20 protein-coding genes are annotated in these 20,316 nt (G+C 44.9%); 15 read left to right on the plus strand and 5 right to left on the minus strand.

Going from position 1 to position 20,316, the window contains the following annotated elements:
• Positions 1 to 12 precede the first annotated feature (12 nt).
• From BC643_RS08180 to BC643_RS08195, 4 genes are all read left to right on the plus strand, one after another.
• Complete coding sequence (locus BC643_RS08180) at positions 13 to 1,650, plus strand: ArnT family glycosyltransferase (RefSeq protein WP_170154499.1); 1,638 nt, start codon at positions 13 to 15, stop codon at positions 1,648 to 1,650.
• Positions 1,651 to 2,260: 610 nt separating this feature from the next.
• Positions 2,261 to 2,905: a TorF family putative porin gene (locus BC643_RS08185; protein WP_120272623.1), complete on the plus strand. Its 645-nt coding sequence runs from the start codon at positions 2,261 to 2,263 to the stop codon at positions 2,903 to 2,905.
• 109 nt (positions 2,906 to 3,014) lie between these two features.
• Positions 3,015 to 3,371, plus strand: a complete 357-nt coding sequence (locus tag BC643_RS08190) for a P-II family nitrogen regulator (protein ID WP_120272624.1) — start codon at positions 3,015 to 3,017, stop codon at positions 3,369 to 3,371.
• A gap of 12 nt (positions 3,372 to 3,383) precedes the next feature.
• Positions 3,384 to 4,616, plus strand: coding sequence for an ammonium transporter (locus BC643_RS08195; protein ID WP_120272625.1), 1,233 nt, complete (start codon positions 3,384 to 3,386; stop codon positions 4,614 to 4,616).
• A 139-nt stretch (positions 4,617 to 4,755) separates the two neighbouring features.
• Here the strand turns inward: BC643_RS08195 and BC643_RS08200 are convergent, their stop codons facing one another.
• Positions 4,756 to 5,808 carry a M20 family metallo-hydrolase gene (locus BC643_RS08200; protein ID WP_120272626.1) on the minus strand — a complete coding sequence of 351 codons (1,053 nt, stop codon included), beginning with the start codon at positions 5,806 to 5,808 and terminating at the stop codon, positions 4,756 to 4,758.
• 201 nt (positions 5,809 to 6,009) lie between these two features.
• On the opposite strand from BC643_RS08200, the gene BC643_RS08205 reads away from it, so the two are divergent.
• Genes BC643_RS08205 through BC643_RS08230 form a run of 6 tightly spaced genes read left to right on the plus strand, consistent with a single transcriptional unit; the run spans position 6,010 to position 9,620 of the window.
• Entirely contained in the window at positions 6,010 to 6,306 is a 297-nt protein-coding gene (locus tag BC643_RS08205) for an ArsR/SmtB family transcription factor (protein ID WP_120272627.1), read from the plus strand.
• A 57-nt stretch (positions 6,307 to 6,363) separates the two neighbouring features.
• Positions 6,364 to 6,597 (plus strand): thioredoxin family protein, encoded by a 234-nt coding sequence (locus BC643_RS08210; RefSeq protein ID WP_120272628.1) that lies wholly within the window; start codon positions 6,364 to 6,366, stop codon positions 6,595 to 6,597.
• A 7-nt stretch (positions 6,598 to 6,604) separates the two neighbouring features.
• Complete coding sequence (locus BC643_RS08215) at positions 6,605 to 7,042, plus strand: nitrophenyl compound nitroreductase subunit ArsF family protein (RefSeq protein WP_120272629.1); 438 nt, start codon at positions 6,605 to 6,607, stop codon at positions 7,040 to 7,042.
• A complete protein-coding gene (locus BC643_RS08220; RefSeq protein ID WP_120272630.1) occupies positions 7,043 to 7,741 on the plus strand; it encodes an aromatic aminobenezylarsenical efflux permease ArsG family transporter in 699 nt (232 codons plus the stop codon).
• 10 nt (positions 7,742 to 7,751) lie between these two features.
• Positions 7,752 to 8,795 (plus strand): permease, encoded by a 1,044-nt coding sequence (locus BC643_RS08225; protein WP_120272631.1) that lies wholly within the window; start codon positions 7,752 to 7,754, stop codon positions 8,793 to 8,795.
• Between the two features lie 51 nt (positions 8,796 to 8,846).
• A complete protein-coding gene (locus tag BC643_RS08230) occupies positions 8,847 to 9,620 on the plus strand; it encodes a pyrroline-5-carboxylate reductase family protein (protein ID WP_120272632.1) in 774 nt (257 codons plus the stop codon).
• Positions 9,621 to 9,689: 69 nt separating this feature from the next.
• On the opposite strand, the gene BC643_RS08235 is transcribed toward BC643_RS08230, so the two are convergent.
• Complete coding sequence (locus BC643_RS08235) at positions 9,690 to 10,259, minus strand: acetate uptake transporter (protein WP_120272633.1); 570 nt, start codon at positions 10,257 to 10,259, stop codon at positions 9,690 to 9,692.
• Between the two features lie 255 nt (positions 10,260 to 10,514).
• On the opposite strand from BC643_RS08235, the gene BC643_RS08240 reads away from it, so the two are divergent.
• From BC643_RS08240 to BC643_RS08260, 5 genes are all read left to right on the plus strand, one after another.
• Positions 10,515 to 10,913, plus strand: a complete 399-nt coding sequence (locus BC643_RS08240; protein ID WP_120272634.1) for a globin domain-containing protein — start codon at positions 10,515 to 10,517, stop codon at positions 10,911 to 10,913.
• 42 nt (positions 10,914 to 10,955) lie between these two features.
• Positions 10,956 to 11,351, plus strand: coding sequence for an ArsR/SmtB family transcription factor (locus BC643_RS08245; RefSeq protein ID WP_245994895.1), 396 nt, complete (start codon positions 10,956 to 10,958; stop codon positions 11,349 to 11,351).
• Positions 11,352 to 11,405: 54 nt separating this feature from the next.
• Entirely contained in the window at positions 11,406 to 11,831 is a 426-nt protein-coding gene (locus BC643_RS08250; RefSeq protein WP_120272636.1) for an arsenate reductase ArsC, read from the plus strand.
• Positions 11,821 to 12,864: an ACR3 family arsenite efflux transporter gene (gene arsB / locus BC643_RS08255; protein ID WP_120272637.1), complete on the plus strand. Its 1,044-nt coding sequence runs from the start codon at positions 11,821 to 11,823 to the stop codon at positions 12,862 to 12,864. Before BC643_RS08250 ends, arsB begins: the two co-directional genes overlap by 11 nt.
• Before the next feature lie 168 nt (positions 12,865 to 13,032).
• Complete coding sequence (locus tag BC643_RS08260; RefSeq protein ID WP_120272638.1) at positions 13,033 to 15,528, plus strand: sugar-binding domain-containing protein; 2,496 nt, start codon at positions 13,033 to 13,035, stop codon at positions 15,526 to 15,528.
• A 103-nt stretch (positions 15,529 to 15,631) separates the two neighbouring features.
• Here BC643_RS08260 and BC643_RS08265 read toward each other — a convergent pair whose 3' ends face one another.
• From BC643_RS08265 to BC643_RS08275, 3 genes are all read right to left on the minus strand, one after another.
• On the minus strand, positions 15,632 to 16,603 hold the full coding sequence (locus BC643_RS08265) for a glycoside hydrolase family 43 protein (protein ID WP_120272639.1): 972 nt from the start codon (positions 16,601 to 16,603) through the stop codon (positions 15,632 to 15,634).
• 32 nt (positions 16,604 to 16,635) lie between these two features.
• Positions 16,636 to 17,733, minus strand: a complete 1,098-nt coding sequence (locus BC643_RS08270) for a Gfo/Idh/MocA family protein (RefSeq protein WP_120272640.1) — start codon at positions 17,731 to 17,733, stop codon at positions 16,636 to 16,638.
• Positions 17,734 to 17,824: 91 nt separating this feature from the next.
• Positions 17,825 to 20,110 (minus strand): GH92 family glycosyl hydrolase, encoded by a 2,286-nt coding sequence (locus BC643_RS08275; RefSeq protein WP_120272641.1) that lies wholly within the window; start codon positions 20,108 to 20,110, stop codon positions 17,825 to 17,827.
• Between the last annotated feature and the right edge of the window lie 206 nt (positions 20,111 to 20,316).

Here is a 20,316-nt window from a genome sequence, read left to right on the forward strand (position 1 = left end):
GAAACAGAAAACATGAAGCAAACGTTAATTATTGCGTTTGCAATCCTGCTCGCATTAACCGCTTATTATTTCGGACTATTCATTGATCTGACAGGCGACTCTGGAAAATACGCTGCTATAGCACGCCATGTGTTCGAAAGCGGCGACTGCATCAATCTGAGAATCCACGCTGAACCTTACGACCAAAAACCACCGCTCCTTTTCTGGCTTTCGGCCCTCGGCTTCGAACTTTGGGGACTTCACAACTGGAGCTTCAAAATCTTCCCCCTGCTTTACGGCTTCCTGAGTATTTTCTTCACGTACCAGCTGGGCAAGACGCTTTACGGAAAACAGACAGGCACCTTGGCCGCCATTTTTCTTTCCACATCCGAAATCTACTTTTTGTACACTATGGATGTGCACACCGACCTGATTCTCGTCACCAACGTCACATTGGCAATCTGGCAACTGGCAGCCTACCTGAAAACCCAAAAGACTTCAAATTTCATTTTTGCGTTTGTCGCCATCGGGCTGGCCATGATGAGCAAAGGAGCCATTGGAGCAGCCATTCCTGCTTTTGCGCTGGGAACCCATTTAATTGCCAAAAGAGATTTCAAACAACTCTTCCACCCAAAATGGATCCCGGGGATCCTCATAGCTCTGCTGACTGCAACGCCGGCATTTCTGGGATTAATCAACCAATTCGGACTGGAGGGGATAAAATTCTTCTTCATCACCAACAATGTTGGCCGAATAACCGGTGAATATGCCGGAAGCAACAGCGATCCGTTCTTTTATCTTCACAGCAGCCTCTACCTCTTTTTGCCATGGACTTTCTTTTTAATCAGAGGCGTGGTTCTTGAATTTCGTCAAATTTTGAGAGAAGGGAAAGATAAATCCGAATACCTCACTACCGGGGGGATTTGGATATTCTTCATAATTGCCTCTCTCTCGAAAGGAAAAGCTCCACATTACATTTTTATGCTTATCCCGATGTTCATGGTGATTACTGCCAAATGGCTTGTCGAAGCACTTGAAAAAGGATCGCCCAAAAGAATCAAACAACTCCTTTTTGCGCAAAATACACTCAACACATTACTGCTGCTTTTCATCGGAATAGCGATGTTTTACTTGTTCCCCACACAAAAAATAATCTATCCGATACTACTAATACTTTCCCTGGCTGCCTGCCTACTCGTTTTAAAAAGCGGTTTCGGAAAAAACTACAAACTAATTTTACCCGGAGCCATCTTAATTTCCACACTAGCCGTTTTCCTCAACTCAAGCGCACTACCGAAAGCTTTCAGCTACCAGGCATCAACGAAGGCAGCAAAAATTTACAACGAAAATGCAGCACCAGCCGAAAAGATCTTTAGCTACCACTACCCGCAATACGAAATCTTCTTCTACGCCAAGTCCGATGCGATTCAACTTTATTCCTTGCATGACCTTCCAAAACTACTGCCCGAAGAAAAGTTTTGGTTACTCACAACCGAAGCCGGCAAGGATAGCATTCAATCGAATCCGGATTTAAAAATTATTGCAGAACACCCCCTAAAAAACAGGGGTATGAATCGCGCAGGTCTCCAATTTATCCTTCCGTCCTCCCGCGAACGCTCGCTGGATACCGTTTATTTAATTGAAGCCAAAACGAACGAACAGATCCAATGAATGTGAATTAATTTACCATATTTATTTTACAATACACAAATAAATAACCCAACTAGTACACGCCTTTAAATTGTACCCCCTGCGCTGTTAAACTGTCGCTATTTCAGCAACAAAAAGCACTTCGTCTACAAACGCACACAGGTCACTATTGAAAACCAAAATGATTTGCGCTATGAAAGAAAAAGACGAATTGTCTACAAAAAGGCGATTAAAAATGAAAGAAATACAGAATTAACCCCACATTTCTACTTTTAGACAACCGATTGCCTTTTCAAACTATTTTCCAAATTCCGGAGGAGCAGTTTCTACAAAAACATTACAAATTATCACAATACCCCTTCACAGAGACACCTTTTGTAGTAATTTGACACTTTTCATGCTGTTTTGCCATCTTTTTATAAGGGTTCGAATGTTAATTTTTTATTAATTTGGGGAACACCCCCTGTTTTTTACAACCACCGTATCAAAATATCGATACTTTTGAACTCGGAGACAAAAATAAAAGGGGCCCTTTCAAAAATTCGAGCATTTTAAGAGATCACACGTTAAAGCAAAACCAAACAAAATTTTTTATCTAAAAAGTTCAGTTAAACCCTTAAATTTTCACATCATGAAAAAGACTTTCAAAACACTTTTAGTTTTTGGACTTGCTGTTATTTTTGCTTTAAACGTTCAGGCACAAGACGAAGAATCAAAATGGAGTCTTGGTTTGGATTTGACCAGTACATACGTATGGCGTGGTACGTCTTATAGCGGACCATCTATCCAGCCTTACGTTGAGTATTCATCAGGTATTTTCACCATGGGTGCATGGGGTTCTCAAGGTTTCGACGGATTCCAAGAGATGGATCTTTATGCTTCTTTGGGATTTGACTTCGGTTTAAGCCTTGGCGTTACTGACTATTATTACCCGGGAACAGACTACGGTAATAAAATGTCACACTCCTTCGAGTTAAATGCAGGTTATTCTATTGGCGCACTTAGCCTTTCAGGTAACTACATTTTCGCAGGCGAAGGATCTGTTGGTGATGACCTTTATTTCGAAGCAGGTGTTACAGTTGGTAAAGTTGACTTATTCGTGGGTGCAGGAGACGGCTGGCACACTACAGACACTGAGTTCAACCTGTGTAACGTTGGTATTTCTTCATCTAAAGAAATCAAAATCACTGATTCATTCTCACTTCCAGTTTCAGGTTCTTGTATCTGGAATCCGGATTCAGAACAATTCTACATCGTAGGTACTATTTCTTTCTAAGAAAACAAATTACAGATTTTAATGAAATGACCATGATTGGACTACCAATCTGGGGGAGCTACCAATCATGGGCATTCCATGTGACACAAAAAATATAAACTAATATCACATGAAAAAGATTGAGGCAATTATTAGAAAAACCAAATTCGACGAGGTAGTTGAAGCACTTCACGAAGCTAATATCGAATTTTTCTCCTATTGGGATGTGCGCGGTGTAGGCCAGACACGTCAAGGACGTGTTTACCGCGGTGTTGCTTACGACACAAGCTCTATTGAAAGAACAATGATTTCTCTTGTTGTGCGTGACAAAAATGTTGAGAAAACAGTTTTGGCAATTATGAAAGCCGGTAGAACCGGAGAAATCGGTGATGGTAAAATTTTCATCTCAAGCATGGATGAATCTTACCGAATCCGTACGGGAGAATTTGGAGACGAGTCATTATTCATTAAAGGTAAAGAAGAATAAAAATATTAGATCATGGAAGATACTTTACAAGGCCTACAAATAGGTATAGACAACATGTGGTTGCTGATTGCGGCATTCATGGTAATGTTCATGCAACCTGGTTTTGCGATGGTAGAGGCTGGTTTTACCCGCTCTAAGAACACCGCAAACATCTTAATGAAAAACATGATGGACTTCTGTATTGGTTCATTGTTGTATTGGGCAATTGGTTTCACCCTGATGTATGGTGATTCAATTGGCGGAATCATTGGTACTCCGGATTTGTTCTTCATCAGCGAAGGTTTCGGAGACAACTACTCTGATTATGCTGACCTGTTCTTCCAAACTGTGTTTGCTGCAACTGCTGCAACAATTGTTTCGGGAGCTATGGCAGAACGTACAGAGTTCATTTCATACCTTATTTTCTCAATCTTCATCACGTTGTTCGTGTACCCAATTTCAGGTCACTGGACATGGGGTGGTGGCTGGTTGAGCGAGCTTGGCTTCCACGACTTCGCCGGTTCATCAATCGTACACTCTTGTGGTGGATGGCTTGGTTTGGCTGGTGCTGCGATCATCGGACCTCGTATCGGAAAATACAAGAAAGACGGAACTCCAAACGCGATTCCTGGTCACAACCTGGCATTAGGTGCCTTGGGTGTGTTCATCCTGTGGTTCGGATGGTTCGGATTTAACCCTGGTTCTCAGTTGGCTGCTGCTGGTACTGACAACGCTGTTGCTATTGGTCACATCGCTGTTACTACTAACCTGGCTGCTGCTGCCGGAGCCGTTACTGCAATGATCGTTGCTTGGGTTCGTTACAAACGTCCTACTTTGTCACTGACATTGAACGGTGCATTGGCTGGCTTGGTTGCCATTACCGCTGGTTGTGATGCTGTTGACCCGATCGGTGCCGTATTCATTGGTATCATCGCTGGTTTCGCATTGCCATTTGCTGTTGAATTCTTCGATAAAGTATTGAAAATCGACGACCCTGTAGGTGCTGTATCAGTACACGGTGTTTGTGGTGCTATCGGTACTTTACTGGTTGGTGTATTCTCAACTTCAGAAGGTCTGGCATACGGTCACGGTGTTCACGCACTGGGAATCCAGGCAATTGGCGTATTAACATTCTTCGTTTGGGCATTCGGTACAGGTGTTATCCTCTTCACAATTTTGAAGAAAATCGGTATCCTGCGCGTTTCAGCTCGCATCGAAGAAGAAGGATTGGATATTTACGAGCATGGAGAAAGTGCCTACAATTAATAATTTCTTCAGCCTTTAAGTCTGTAGCTTTCTCAAGGGTCTGCCATTGGCAGACCCTTTCTGCTATATATGAAATAACAAAAAAGGATGTCAACCGATTCGCTGACATCCTTTTTCTATTTTTAACGGGTTGAAAATTCTACGCTGTAATCTGAAGATCTTTCAATAGTGCAACGTAAGTTTCAAAACCGTGCTCAATTTCTGAAATCAAAATGTATTCGTCCGCCGTGTGGGAACGGGCACTGTCACCAGGACCAATTTTAATTGAAGGGAACGGCATCACGGCCTGATCCGATGTTGTTGGCGATCCGTAGTAAGTCCGTCCAAGACTTAATCCACGCTGAACAATCGGGTGTGCTACCGGTATTCCGGACGAATTCAAACGGGTTGAACGAGGCGTTACATCAGCCTGAACCAATTCGCGAATAATCTCGCAAGCCCGCTGATTCGAATAAAACTCATTCGTCCGAACATCAACAACAAACGAACAATTGTCGGGCACGACATTGTGCTGATAGCCGGCCTGAATTTGCGTGATCGACATTTTCACTTCGCCCAGAACCTCTGAGACTTTCTCGAATTTGTAATTCCGAAGAATCGTGATATCGTCGATTGCTTTGTAAAGTGCATTTTCACCTTCATTACGGGCAGCATGTCCTGCACGACCGTGTGCCACACAATCCAGCACCATCAAACCTTTTTCGGCAATAGCCATCTGCATCTGCGTTGGCTCCCCAACGATGGCCAAATCTATCTGCTCCAGTTCTTCAATTAAACACTCCATACCGTTTGGGCCGGAGATTTCCTCCTCAGCCGAAGCAGCAAACATTAAATTGTAGGGTAAATCGTCCGATGCATAAAAATGAACGAACACAGCAAGCAACGTCACCAGCGAAGCACCGGCATCATTGCTCCCCAATCCGGTCAGTTTTCCATCAATCAACTCGGCTCCAAACGGATCCTTGGTCCAGTTTTTTACCGGCTTCACGGTGTCGATATGCGAATTCAACAAGATGACTGGCTTGCCTTCTTCCCAATATTTATTCCTGGCCCAGGTATTCATTCCCTTAACCTGGTAAGTAACAGACTTCGATGTCAAAAAATTGCGGACCAAACGAGCAACCGGCTCTTCTTCCTTGCTAAAAGAAGGCGTTTGAATCATCGTCCGCAGCAGTTGAATATATTCTTCCATCCAATTAAGTTAAAGTAACAAATGTAATAATGTTTGCGAAAGTAATGCCCGAAGCGTCGGCATCGCCTCCGAAACGATTAAATAACCATCACATTTCATAAAAGTTTCGATTTGGAGAACCATTCGCTTTCCAAAATTGATTTCGATCCGAAAATAAACTTTATCTTTGTTCGTAATTTACCGAACAGAAATATAAGGTCGATGAGCTATTCCGTATTTACAGATGAACAACAACAAGCAGCCCGGTTTGCCAAGGCAATGGGACACCCGGTGCGCATGTATGTATTGGAATTGCTCAATAAACAAAGCTGTTGTTACAGTGGCGACTTGTCGGACATTCTGCCAATTGCCAAATCGACGCTCTCGCAACACCTGAAAGAACTGAAAGACGCAGGACTGATCCAGGGTGAAATAGAAGCGCCCAAAGTGAAGTATTGCATCAACAAAGAAAACTGGGCTAAAGCTCAGCAGTTATTCAAAAATTTTTTGGACTACTAAAAAAATTTTAACCTACTTGTTCGTATTTCTGCGAACAACGAATAAAAACCAAAGATCATGGAAATCAAAGTACTTGGAACCGGCTGCAAAAAATGTAAAACGCTGGAAGAAATCACCAAACAAGCAGTCATTGAAGTCGGCATAGACGCGAAAGTCGTTAAAGTTGAAGACATGCTCGAGATTATGAAATTGGGCGTCCTGACAACACCGGCACTGGTGATCGACGGCAAGGTTGTACTGAAAGGACGAGTTCCTTCAATTATGGAAGTGAAAGAACTAATCACAAAATAAACCGACCATGAAAAAGACCTTCATCACTCTTGCAATCATTTTTATCGCTCAGTACGTTAGTTACGCACAATGTTGCGATAAGACATCCGAAACAAAATCAGCGACAAAAACATGTTGCTCTAGCGACTCAGTCGCAACCGAAGCGGCCGTTACAACCTACTATTTTCACACAACGCGCCGATGCGAGACCTGTATTGCCGTTGAAGCCGTCAGCAAAGAAGCTATTCAGGAATACACCAAACTGAAAGTGCCGTTCACCTCAATCAATATTGAAGACGAAAGCCAGAAAGCGTTAATTGAAAAGTACAAGGCTAGCGGCCCAACTTTAGTAATTGTAGGTAACGGAAAGACTGTCGACCTTACAACTGTCGCATTTATGAATGCCGGCACCAATCCGGAAAAACTAAAAGCAAAGATTAAAGAAACGATTGATTCCATGCTGTAAATGGAAACGCTGCAAAACATACTCGAGAATTCGCAAATCCACCTGTTATCGGCATTTATCTTGGGGCTCATGACGGCTATCAGCCCATGTCCGTTAGCGACCAACATTACGGCAATCGGCTTTATCAGCAAAGACATCAAAAGCCGGAAACGGGTATTGTTTAACGGAATGACCTATACCGTTGGCAGAGCGGTTTCGTACTCTACAATCGGCTTGCTCTTTTTCTTTGGAGCCAACCAATTTAAACTTTCCGGTTTTTTGCAGCAATGGGGCGAAAAGCTACTGAGCCCGCTTTTAATTGTCATCGGTCTGTTTATGCTTGGCGTGTTCTCCATCACGATTCCCGGCGTGAACAAACTCACAGAGAAAGTCGAATCGCAGGCACAAAAAGGTTATTGGGGAGCTTTCCTGCTGGGCCTTGTATTTGCACTGGCTTTTTGTCCCTACAGCGGCGTGCTGTATTTTGGCATGCTCATCCCAATGACGATCAGCAGCCCGCAAGGCCTTTTTCTACCCATGATTTTTGCCCTGGCAACCGGTATTCCAGTTATCTTATTCTCATGGATCATCGCCTTCAGCATGAATTCGATCGGAAAAATCTACGACCGAGTGAAGCTCGTCGAACAGTGGTTCCGCAAAACAGTCGCCTTCGTTTTTATTGCCGTCGGTATTTACTATTTCGTTTCAATTTATCTTTAAAATTCAGTCGATGAATATTAAACAACTCAGTCACACCGAAAATACAAACAATTGGCTCATACCAATCTTACTGCTGCCGGTATGGCTGTTGCTATATTTCAACTTGCAGCCAATCGCCGACTTCCTGATTGATCGACTTTTCCAGATGAATCCGGGGACGCACCTGACCGAGTCAATCCGCTTTTTCGTGTTTGAGGTGCCGAAAGTAATGTTGTTGTTGGTGCTCATCATTTTTATCGTTGGTGTTGTTCGAAGCTATTTTTCGCCTGAAAAGACACGAAAATTACTGGAAGGAAAATCGCTTTTCACCGGCAATATCATGGCGGCTGCATTGGGGATCGTTACCCCATTCTGTTCGTGTTCGGCCATTCCGCTGTTCCTCGGGTTTGTAGAAGCAGGTATTCCTATCGGCGTCACCTTTTCATTTCTGATTGCCGCTCCTTTGGTAAACGAAGTAGCCTTGGTTTTACTAATCGGGCTATTTGGCTGGAAAGTAGCGCTAATCTATGTTTCAACAGGTTTGCTCATCGCCATTTTTTCGGGCTGGATTATTGGTAAACTGAAGCTGGAAAAATATGTGGAAGAATGGGTATTCCAGGTAAAAACCAACCGCGAAGACTCGGGAAACGAACGAATTCCCTTCTCCGAACGCATTAAAACCGGCATTGAAACGGTCAAAGAAATTCTTGGAAAAATCTGGATATACATCCTCATCGGTATTGCCGTGGGCGCCGGAGCACACGGTTATGTACCCGAAGATTTGATGGGCTCCATCCTTGGAAAAGGAAACTGGTACAGTGTTCCTTTAGCAATCCTTGTTGGCGTCCCGATGTACTCAAACGCTGCAGGAATCATCCCCATTGTCAGTGTGCTCATCGAAAAAGGCGTTTCGCTCGGAACGGCACTCGCCTTCATGATGTCGGTTATTGCGCTTTCGCTGCCCGAAATCATTATCCTGAAAAAAGTACTGAAATGGCAATTAATTCTGACCTTTGTCGGTATCGTTGCCACCGGCATTTTAATAGTCGGATTCCTCTTCAATTTGTTGATTTGATCAGCAATAAATGTTCTAACCACGCTCACTCAAAACCAAAAACGAACCAACATGAAATCCGTATCAATGGGCTTTATCGGTGCCGGAAGGATAACCCGGATTTTTCTCCAGGCATTCAGCAACCGATCAATCAGTCTAAAGAACATCACCGTTTGCGACACCAGCGAATTGGTGCTGCATGAACTTCAAAACCAGTTTCCGGAGATTTGCGTAACCAGGCACCCACAAGACTGCACCAAACAGGATATTATTTTCCTTGCACTTCATCCGCCTCATGTCATGGGCGCTTTGGAATCGATTAGAATGATCGTTAATACCAGCAAATGTATCGTGTCGCTGGCCCCGAAAATCAGTATGGCAAAGATGTCAGAACTCCTTTCAACCCTCAACTTGGCACGAATGATCCCGAACGCAACCTCGTTTATCAACAGTGGCTTCAACCCTATTTGCTTTCACCCCGATTTCGAGGAGACTAAAAAGGAAGAACTGTTGGATTTATTCTCCGCTCTGGGCAAGACCTTCGAAACCGACGAGCAAAAACTAGAAAGCTACGCCCTGGTTTCGGCCATGCTTCCAACTTATTTTTGGTTTCAATGGAACGAGCTACAAGTCATTGCCCAGCAATTGGGGCTCAGTGAAGATGAAACAAACCGAGCACTTCATGAAACAATTGCTGCAGCCAACGACCTGTATTTTGATTCAGGGCTGACCAGCAAAGAAGTCATCGATTTAATACCGGTGAAACCGATTGCTGAAAACGAGGATTACATCAAAAACTGTCTGCGCGAAAAAATAATCGCTCTCTTCGAGAAGATCAAAGCATAAAAAAATGTCCGGGAGGCTCATCCTAACGGGCCTTCCGGACATTTAGTTTGTTACAACGGATCCGCTAACTTACTTCTTTGCAACCAGTGGTTTTCCGCTTTTCAGAATCTCGCGACCAGCCAGGTCATTCAGAATGGCAGCTGCCATCATATACCAGGCCGATAAAGCACATACGATCAACACAACCGCAGCAACGGTATTCATTACCGGAAAGCCAAAATGGCCCAGATCAAGCAAAATAAATCCAGCCAGCAGTGTTGTGAAAGTCACAAACATGGCTGTGTGGATAAAGAATGATCCAACCCAGAAAATCGCCGTAATCAGCGTCCAGGCAACCAGGTAAAAACCAACATCGCTATGTGTTGAAGGGTAAACATTCAAATGATTCAGAATCCAGATAATTCCCAAACCAATCCAGAATGAGCCATAAGCAGAGAAAGCAGCAAAACCAAAGTTATTGCCCATTTTGTGTTCCAAAAATCCGGCAATCAACTGTGCTGTGCCACCAAAAATAATTCCCATTGCCAAAATAGGACCAAGACCTACCCAGCCCAAATTGTGGAATTGTAATAACAGGGTTGTCAAACCGAAACCTCCGAGTCCAACAACTGCTGGATTACCTAACTTAGTGTTTTGCATACGTTTATGTGTTTACTAAAAATGAGAGCGCAAAAATAAATATATTTTCGTGCGCGCAAACGGGTAAGCAAAATATTCGTTGATTCGAAAGTCAATTTAGTTTCATTATAAAGTAAAAAATCAATAGACTACAAAACACAACCAAACCTGACCTATTTGTTAACTTAAACCCCACTAATCAATCATTACTCTATTTATTCGGCCAGCGACGAAGAAATCTGTCTATATTCGGATAAAAATCAAAAATCCATCACCATGACAGAAGCAGACATCAAGGTAATCCAAAAATCATATACCGAGATTAAAAATACCTTACCCCGACTGGGAAAATACTTTTACAACCGCGCGAACGACATCGGTTCCGACTTAGATCCGCTTTTCGCGGAGGACAGAGCAAATCACGGTGCTGCATTTGCCGCTATTTTCGCTAAAGCAGTCGATTCGCTTGAGAATCCGGAAGCGATGCTCCCAGAAATTGAAAGAATGGAAGCCAAACTGAAATACTTCAATTTTAAAGCTGATGCGCTGAACACGATCGGTGTTATTTTTATTGATACGCTGTCGTTCGGTTTCGGAAATAACTTTACTCAAGACATCATCGACCCTTGGGTGAAGGCCTACAAAACATACGCTGCGATGTTCTTCACCAAATAACTCGACCGGCGACTCTACTGTTGAGATTTTAATCAAATTTTAATGACGCATTTATACGTCCAATACTTTTATGACGTATTTTTGCGTCATTATTATTTGATCATGACATCACCCAAACTGGAATTATTCGACGAAGAGCTGCAGACTGCTGCAGGCTACTTTAAAGCACTCGCCCACCCTGCCCGACTGGCTATTTTGAAATACCTGGCCGAGTCGAAAGTGTGTATTTCCGGCGATATTTCCAATGAACTCCCACTCAGTCGCACCACGGTCAACCAACATTTGGCCGAGCTAAAAAACATGGGCCTGATAAAAGGAACAATCGATGGTGTGAAAGTAAACTACTGCCTCAATCCGCAGAAAATAGAAGAACTCAAAACCGTCATGAACGACTTTCTTTCCGGAATTGAATTGCCAAAGAATTTCTCGTGCAAATAATAATCATCAACGCAATTCAAAAACAAGTGTAAACACATCTAATAAGCATACAAAATGAAAGTTTTAATTCTGTGTACCGGCAATAGCTGCCGCAGCCAAATGGCTCATGGTTTCCTGCAGTCGTTCGATCCGAACATCACTGTTTGTTCTGCCGGAACTGAAGCCTCAGGAAAATTGAACACCAAAGCTGTTCAGGTGATGAAAGAAGCCGGAATCGACATCAGTGGACATACTTCTGATTCTGTATCGAAATACCTGAACGACGAATGGGATTATGTGATTACCGTTTGCGGCGGAGCCAATGAAAGCTGCCCGGCCTTCATCGGTAAAGTTAAACACCGTCTGCACATTGGCTTCGACGATCCTTCGCACGCTGTTGGTACCGACGAATTTATCATGAGCGAATTTTACCGCGTGCGCGACGAAATTAAAGCAGGCTTTTACGATTTCTATTTGAAAAACATCAAGAATGAGCAGTAACAAGCGACTTTCTTTTCTAGATCGTTACCTCACGTTTTGGATCTTGACAACCATGCTCGCCGGCGTGGTCATCGGTTACCTTTCACCAGAGATCAGCAACTTTTGGAACAGTTTCCAAAGTGGTTCTACCAATGTGCCACTGGCTATCGGTTTGATCCTGATGATGTACCCGCCATTGGCCAAGGTTCGCTACGAGGAATTGGGACGTGTATTCCGAAACGTGAAACTGCTGGGAATATCGCTGGTGCAAAACTGGGTGATCGGGCCGCTACTGATGTTTGCGCTCGCCGTTCTTTTTCTGCGTGATTACCCTGAATACATGGCCGGAGTGATCCTGATTGGACTGGCGCGTTGCATTGCCATGGTGATTGTTTGGAACGACCTCGCTGGCGGAAACCGCGAATACGCAGCCGGATTGGTGGCTTTCAACTCGATCTTCCAAATCCTGTTTTTCTCGGTATATGCGTGGGTATTTTTGGGAATCCTGCCCGACCTGCTTGGCATGCAAACCTTCCAGGTTAACATTACCATCGGTCAAATTGCAGAGTCGGTGTTGATTTACCTCGGCATTCCGTTTGCCGCCGGTTTCCTCACCCGGTTCAGCCTGATCCGCATCAAAGGAGAAGAGTGGTACAAAGAGAAATTTATCCCAAAGATTAGCCCAATTACCCTGATTGCGCTACTATTCACCATCTTTGTGATGTTCTCCCTGAAAGGCGAATACATTGTGAAAATCCCGATGGATGTGGTGCGCATCGCTATTCCGCTGGTGATTTACTTCGTTATCATGTTCGTGGTTTCTTTCTTTATGGGTAAGAATTCGGGCGCCGACTACGAGAAAACAGCGACGATCTCGTTCACTGCTGCCTCCAATAACTTCGAGCTGGCTATCGCCGTGGCAGTTGCCGTATTCGGCATCAACTCTGGTGAAGCTTTTGCTGCAGTCATTGGGCCACTGGTAGAAGTTCCGGTCTTAATCTCGCTGGTCAACCTGGCCTTCTGGTTTAAGAAAAGATACTTTGCGACCGCATAGAAAAATCAAAACGATACAGAAAAGCTGCTTTTACGAAGGCAGCTTTTTTTGTTTCCGACCGCCCTACCCCGCAATGAGTAAGAGGCGCATTCATCTTGTATGAAAAGTGAAAACTAATCTGAGGCATCTCGCAACAGCAAGTAACCTCAATCCTAAACCACAAACAAAATGAATAAACGAAACTCGTTGCTTTTACTACTCTCCCTGTTTGCAGCTTTGGTAACACATGCCCAAGACTGGCGCCCGAAACAAGCGCAGTTGATGACTTCCTTTGCAAACGATGTCAACCCGGAGCAGGTGCTACCGGAATACCCGCGCCCCCAACTCGTTCGCCAAGAATGGTTAAACCTGAACGGCCTGTGGCAATACCAACCAGGCACAGGACAATCGGAACCGCTTCCTTCAGGTCAACTCTCCGGTACCATACTGGTCCCTTTTGCTGTCGAATCAGCACTATCCGGAGTCATGGAACACCATCCCCGTTTATGGTACAAACGAAATTTCAGCATTCCGACCGAATGGAGCGGTATGCGACTCATTTTACACTTTGGCGCTGTGGATTATGAAGCTGAAGTCTTTGTAAACGGACAAAGCATCGGCACCCACCACGGCGGTTACGACGCTTTCAGCTTCGACATTACCGATTATCTGTCTGACGAAACAGACCAGAAACTGGCTGTTCGGGTGTATGACCCAACCGACTCTGGGGGCTTCCCTCGAGGAAAGCAAACCTGGTATCCCGGCGGAATCATGTACACCTCTACAACCGGTATCTGGCAAACAGTTTGGCTTGAACCGGTTACAGAAACACATATCGAAACCATCAGGCTGACTCCTGATATCGATCAGTCTATTCTAAAATTGACAGTCAATACAAAAGGGAATGCTAGCGGCCTTTCCATCTCTGCAAGAGTTGAAGATCAGGGAAGCCCGGTAACAACAATTGCAAGCAATGCTAACCAGGAAATTTCGATTGAAGTACCAAATGCCAAACTTTGGTCCCCTGATAGTCCATTCCTTTACGATTTGAAAATAACTTTATCAAAAGACGGAGAACCAATTGACTACGTTGGCAGCTACTTTGGCATGCGAAAGATATCGGTTGAGTCGGAAGATGGGTACCGCAAATTGTACCTTAACAACGAATTTTTATTCCAGATGGGCCCACTGGATCAAGGTTTTTGGCCCGATGGATTATATACCGCCCCAACTGACGAAGCTTTACGCTACGATTTGGAGAAAGCCAAAGCCTTTGGGTTCAATATGGTTCGGAAACATATCAAAGTTGAACCGCAACGCTGGTACTATTGGGCCGACAAGCTGGGCTTGATGGTTTGGCAGGACATGCCGTCGGTCAACTCATACACCAGCAATCCACAGCCCATCGACCAATATGCTTACGAAAGCGAATTGACTGAACTTGTTCAGGAACACTGGAACGCTCCATCGATTGTTATGTGGGTGGTGTTTAATGAAGGTCAAGGGCAACATCACACGCCTGAACTGGTGCAAAAAGTAAAGAACCTTGATCCTTCGAGGTTGGTAAACCAGGCAAGCGGTGGCAACTTCTTCGGTGTTGGGGATGTGCTCGATGTACACAGCTATCCGCCGCCTGCTTGTCCCAAAAGTTCAACTCAGACGCTGGCATGTGGCGAGTACGGCGGTGTTGGCTACAAGATTCCGGGGCATATCTGGGATGGTAGCTTCTCATACGTCATGGCAAATACGGAGGAAGAACTCCTGACCTACTACGAAGATTTCATTGACCAACTCACGATCTTCAAATCCAACTCAGGTCTAAGCGCTGCTGTTTACACGGAGATTACCGACGTTGAAATCGAGTTGAACGGCCTGATGACCTACGACCGAATCATCAAATCAGATGTTGATCGCATTTACCAGGCCAATCGGAAAGTAATTGAAGAAGATCTCTTTTTAACCGAAGTCGTTCCGAATTCATCAAACAGTGCTCAAAGCTGGAAATACACTTTCAACCCTCCCGCAAGCAACTGGAACCAATCCGATTTCGACGATAGCAACTGGTCCAGCGGTTCTGCCGGTTTCGGAACGGAGGGTACACCAGGCGCAGTGATCAGAACGCTTTGGAGCAGCGATGATATCTGGCTCCGTAAGGAAGTGCAAATAGGTGATCTGTCGGCCAAGAATCAGGAAAATCTGGTACTCACCATTCACCACGATGAAGATTGTGAGGTTTACATCAACGGAGTTTGGGCTGCCAGTTTAAGCGGCTGGACAACAAGCTACGTCACGACCCCCATTTCAGCAGAAGCTAAAAACGCGATTGTCAGTGGCACCAACACCATCGCCATCCACTGCAAACAAACCGCCGGAGGTCAATACATCGACGCGGGAATCAGCATCCTGAGCTCCGAGAAGATCGGGTCGATCTCGACATCAACGAACGATATGAAACAAGAATCAGGGCAATATTTATTCCCGAACCCAACCCTGAATACGGTTCATTTCTCGCAACAATTGCCAGCCGAATCACAAATATCAGTCTATAATAATCAGGGCAGTGTGCTCAAACAATTAAGCGGCGCACTCAGTCAAATTGATGTTTCCACTTTTCGCCCGGGTTATTACCTGATTAAAGTGAACGACAATTGCCAGCAACAGCGGTTCCGTTTTCTGAAGTTGTAGTTGAATCCAAACAAAAGACAAAAGCTTTTAGAAACAGATTGCCCGGGTGACCATTGTCGCCCGGGCAATCTTACAAATATCCTGGTTGGTCTATCCCTTTACTTTAGAGTTTCCGCTTGGCAACTCCTTCAAAAGTAATCTTCACCGGTTTGATAAAACCATCTGAGTCAAATTCAACTTTGTCGATACAAGTAACACGGTGGTCTCGCCCGGTATCGCCGAGCGGTCGACGGTGATAAACAATGTACCAATCATCGGTTCCGGGAACATTGATCATCGAGTGATGACCGGCCCCCGTGGCCACCTCCGGGTCTTGCTTCAGAATTTTTCCAATCCGCTTAAACGGACCAAAAGGCGAGTCGGCAATTGCGTAGGCTACGCTATAGTCCGGGCCGCCCCAGCCGCCTTCCGACCACATGAAATAATATTTTCCATTCCGGATAAACATAAAGGGCCCCTCAACATATCCTTCGGGCGTAATTTCCTTGAAGTAGCTTCCGTCAGCGTAAGGCTCGAAACCTGTAAAATCATCCTTCAACCTGACGATATTGCAGTGTTGCCATCCACCGTAGATCATGTAATACTGACCGTCTTTATCGTGAAATACAAACTGGTCAATCGGCTGTGCCCCGTTGTAAAACTTATCCAGCAAAGGTTTGCCCAGGTAATCTTTATACGGACCTTCGGGCTTATCAGCCACGCCAATGCCAATACCGCCTTCCTGCTGGTCGTTCTGAATATCGTTAGCCGCAAAAAAAAGGAAATACTTGCCGTCCTTCTGCACAATAGCCGGCGCCCACATCGCACGATTCGCCCACTTCACGGCCGTCGTGTCAATCACATGCTCATGCTTCGTCCACTTTATCAGGTCAGGCGAAGAATAGCAATCCAGAAACACCTGCTCCTCGTAAAGTGCCGAGTAAGTTGGAAATATCCAATATTTGTTTTCAAATATTGCTCCTTCCGGATCGGCATACCAGCCCGGAAAAACGGGGTTACCGGATGTTTTCTTTCCCTGCGAAAACGCTGTAGCCGAGAGTACCATCAGCAAAATATATAAAATGTTTTTTTTCATCTTCTTTAAGTTTGATTTTCAGAAATGTGAGATCATGGATTCAAATAGACCGTCTTCCCGGTTTTTGCAGACTCGCGCGCTGCATCCAGAATTTCAACGACCTGAACATTATTCTTCAGGCTGTACAAGCCAAATTCTTCCGGCTTTATTTTCCCGTGAATGACGTCGGCGAAATAGGCAAACGGATCTTCAGAAACAGCCACATCTTCGGATGTCACGGTCACTTCTTCTGCCTTTTTCATGCCTTGGGTTCGAATGTTCATCTCGTAGTTATCGCTTGTTTTAATGTAGCCGCTGACACCGTAAATTTCCATGTCTTTCCGGTTGAAGGGCCAGTTCCACGATGCCTGAATAATGCACTGCGATTCGGGATACGAAACAATAATCGTTGCCTCGTCATCCACCTTCGGATACACCTCCGGTTTAAACTGCCGCGTGACTGCTGTAACTGAAACCGGTTTTTCGCCCTTTGTCAGGGCTGTCATGATATTTGCCCCGTAGCAACCAAAATCGACCAGCGCACCGCCACCATTCAACACAGGGTCGGTCAGCCAACTCAGGAAAATAGAGTCACAGCCAATCTCCGCCGGCCCCTGGTGCCCATCATGAATAACGACCTTTCGCATCAGACCGGTGACTTCTCCCTCACGAACTAACTCGATCGATTTGGCCGTGGTTGGATACCAGGATGTTTCGTAATCCGTTAATAAATGAATCTTGTACTTTTCGGCCAGTTCCTCCATGCGTGTGGCGTGTTCCATGCTCACAGCCAGCGGCTTTTCAACCATCACGTCGATACCGCGGGGAGCACAAGCCTCCACAACTGCCAGGTGATCGTATACCGAGCCAAAAGCAACTACAGCGTCGGGCTTGGTTTCATCCAGCATTTTCCCCAAATCGGCATAAATTAAGTCTGTGGAAACTTTAAAATGATTGGCCAGATTGACGGCTAACTCCTGGTTGGGGTCACAAATTCCGACCAATTCAAAGTCTCCCTTGTCCGGTCTTCCGAGTATGAACGAAATGTGACCGTGCGTCATTCCGGCAACAGCCAGTTTGATCGGCTTTTGTGCACTCAATCCTTCGGAAAACAGCAGCGCAAAAACGATCAGTAGATATTTAATTTTCATGTGATCGGTACTGGGTTATTTGGCAACAAATGATAAAAAAAACAGTCTGGCAGCTGAGACTTTACCTCAAATTGCCAGACTGCTTGTATTCTTATTGTTTTTCTTTCGAGAACGAATAAGGGAAGTCTTCGTCTTTCGTCCCTCGTTCCTTGTTCGGTTCGTCTCCCATTTCATAGGAGATCTTCGCTCCCTTCATCAGGTCTTCGTATTTCAGGAAGTTCTTGTCGTAAGTCTTTCCATTCATTTGCATCGACTCCACATAGCGGTTTTTGCTGCTGTTATCCGGTGCATCGATTTCTACGGTTTTACCATTTTCGAGCGTTACCGTGATCTTCTTGAAGAGCGGTGCTCCGAGCACATACTCGTCAACAGCAGGCGTTACCGGGTAGAAACCCATGGCCGAGAACACATACCAGGCCGATGTTTGCCCGTTATCCTCGTCTCCGCAATAACCGTCAGATTGAGGTGTGTACAAACGATCCATCACTTCGCGTACCCAATACTGGGTTTTCCAAGGCTGGCCGGCATAATTGTACAGGTAAATCATATGCTGAATGGGCTGGTTACCGTGTGCATAGTTGCCCATATTCATGATCTGCATCTCACGGATTTCGTGGATCACCTGACCATAGTATGAATCGTCGAAAATTGGCGGAACCACAAAGACTGAATCCAACATGCTGGTAAACTCTTTCTTGCCTCCCATCAGGTCAATCAGTCCCTGCACGTCGTGGAAAACCGACCAGGTGTAATGCCAGCTATTTCCTTCTGTAAAGGCATCACCCCATTTAAACGGGCTGAATGGCGACTGGAAGGTACCGTCTTCGTTTTTACCACGCATCAGTTTCGACTCCGGATCGAACACATTCTTATAGTTCATGGCACGCTTAGCAAAGATGGCAATTTCCTTTTTCGGTTTTCCCAACTCTTTACCCAGCTCGTAAATACAGTAATCAGCAAAAGCATATTCCAGCGTGCGGGCTACGTTCTCGTTGATGCCTACATTGTAAGGCACATAACCCAGCTTATTGTAATAATCGTAACCGTAACGGCCAACTGAATGTACAGGCCCCTCGTGAGTCGTATTTTTCACCACGGCATCCCATAATGCATCAATATCATAACCGCGCAGGCCTTTCAAGTAAGCGTCGGCGACAATCGTTGCCGAGTTCGAGCCGATCATACAATCGCGGTGGCCCGGGCTAGCCCATTCCGGCAAGAAACCACTTTCCTTGTAGGCATTTGCCAATCCCTCCTGAATTTTCTCGTTCAACGATGGGTACATCAGGTTGAAGAAGGGGAATACAGCTCGGAAGGTATCCCAAAAACCATTGTCGGTAAACATGTAGCCCGGCAGAACTTCGCCGTTATAAGGGCTGTAATGAACGACTTTACCATCAGCATCAAACTCGTAAAACTTACGCGGAAAAAGCATCACACGATAAAGACACGAGTAAAAAGTTTTCATTTGGTCATCTGTTCCACCGGAAACTGCAATACGGGATAATTCCTTATTCCAAATGTCAGCACCTTTTGCTTTCACCTGGTCAAACGAGTCATCACCCAATTCTTTCAGGTTCAATTCAGCTTGTTCGTAGCTAATAAACGACGAAGCCACACGAGCACAAACCTGCTCACCTTTTTTCGTTTTAAATTGAAGTGCGGCACCAACATGATTGTCTTTCAATTCGCTCACACCTTCAATAATCTTGTCGGTGCTCCAAACATCACTTTCAGTGAAAGGTTTGTCGAAGACAATCACAAAATAGTTTTTGAAGTTATCGGGTACACCGCCGCTGTTTCGGGTGGTATAACCGATGATTTTTTGCTCTTCAGGGATGATTTTCACATACGATCCACGGTCGAAAGCATCAACAATCACCCGTGATTCATCTGTTTCGGGAAAAGTGAAACGGAACATCGCAGCCCGTTCGGTTGGTGTAATTTCCGTCACCACATCATAGTCCGCCAGATACACTTTGTAGTAATTTGGCTTCGCAATCTCCGCTTTGTGCGAAAACCAACTGGCGCGTTCCTCGCCTTTAATTTTCAGTTCGCCGGTCATTGGGAACAGCGAGAACTGGCCGTAATCGTTGATCCACGGGCTGGGCTGATGGGTTTGTTTGAATCCCTGGATTTTATCAGCATCGTAGCCGTAAACCCAACCATCTCCCATGTTGCCGGTTTGAGGGGTCCAAAAGTTCATACCCCACGGCAAGGCAATTGCCGGGTAAGTGTTTCCATTCGAAAGCTTGAATTCCGAATCCGTTCCCATCAAAATATTCACATAATCGAGGGGAGTAGTATCCTCCGCACGCGCGGTGTGTCCGCACACAGCGAGAATTACAAGCATAAACATTGATAACTTTCTGATCATAGCTAATAGCGTTTTATAAATAATTGATTTAGGTTAAAAAGACGTTGCCGAAGTTCAGGTGTCCGATACTCGTTCAGGCAGAATACAATAATAGCACAATTCGAGTAATTTATAAAGCACAAATTGTCATTTACTGAGATTCATACCATCATCTACTACCACTTAATTCAACCTCCTTTTATTTCGTCAACTATTACTGTTTAAAA

It is taken from the genome of Mangrovibacterium diazotrophicum (assembly GCF_003610535.1).
In the GTDB taxonomy this organism is placed as follows: domain Bacteria; phylum Bacteroidota; class Bacteroidia; order Bacteroidales; family Prolixibacteraceae; genus Mangrovibacterium; species Mangrovibacterium diazotrophicum.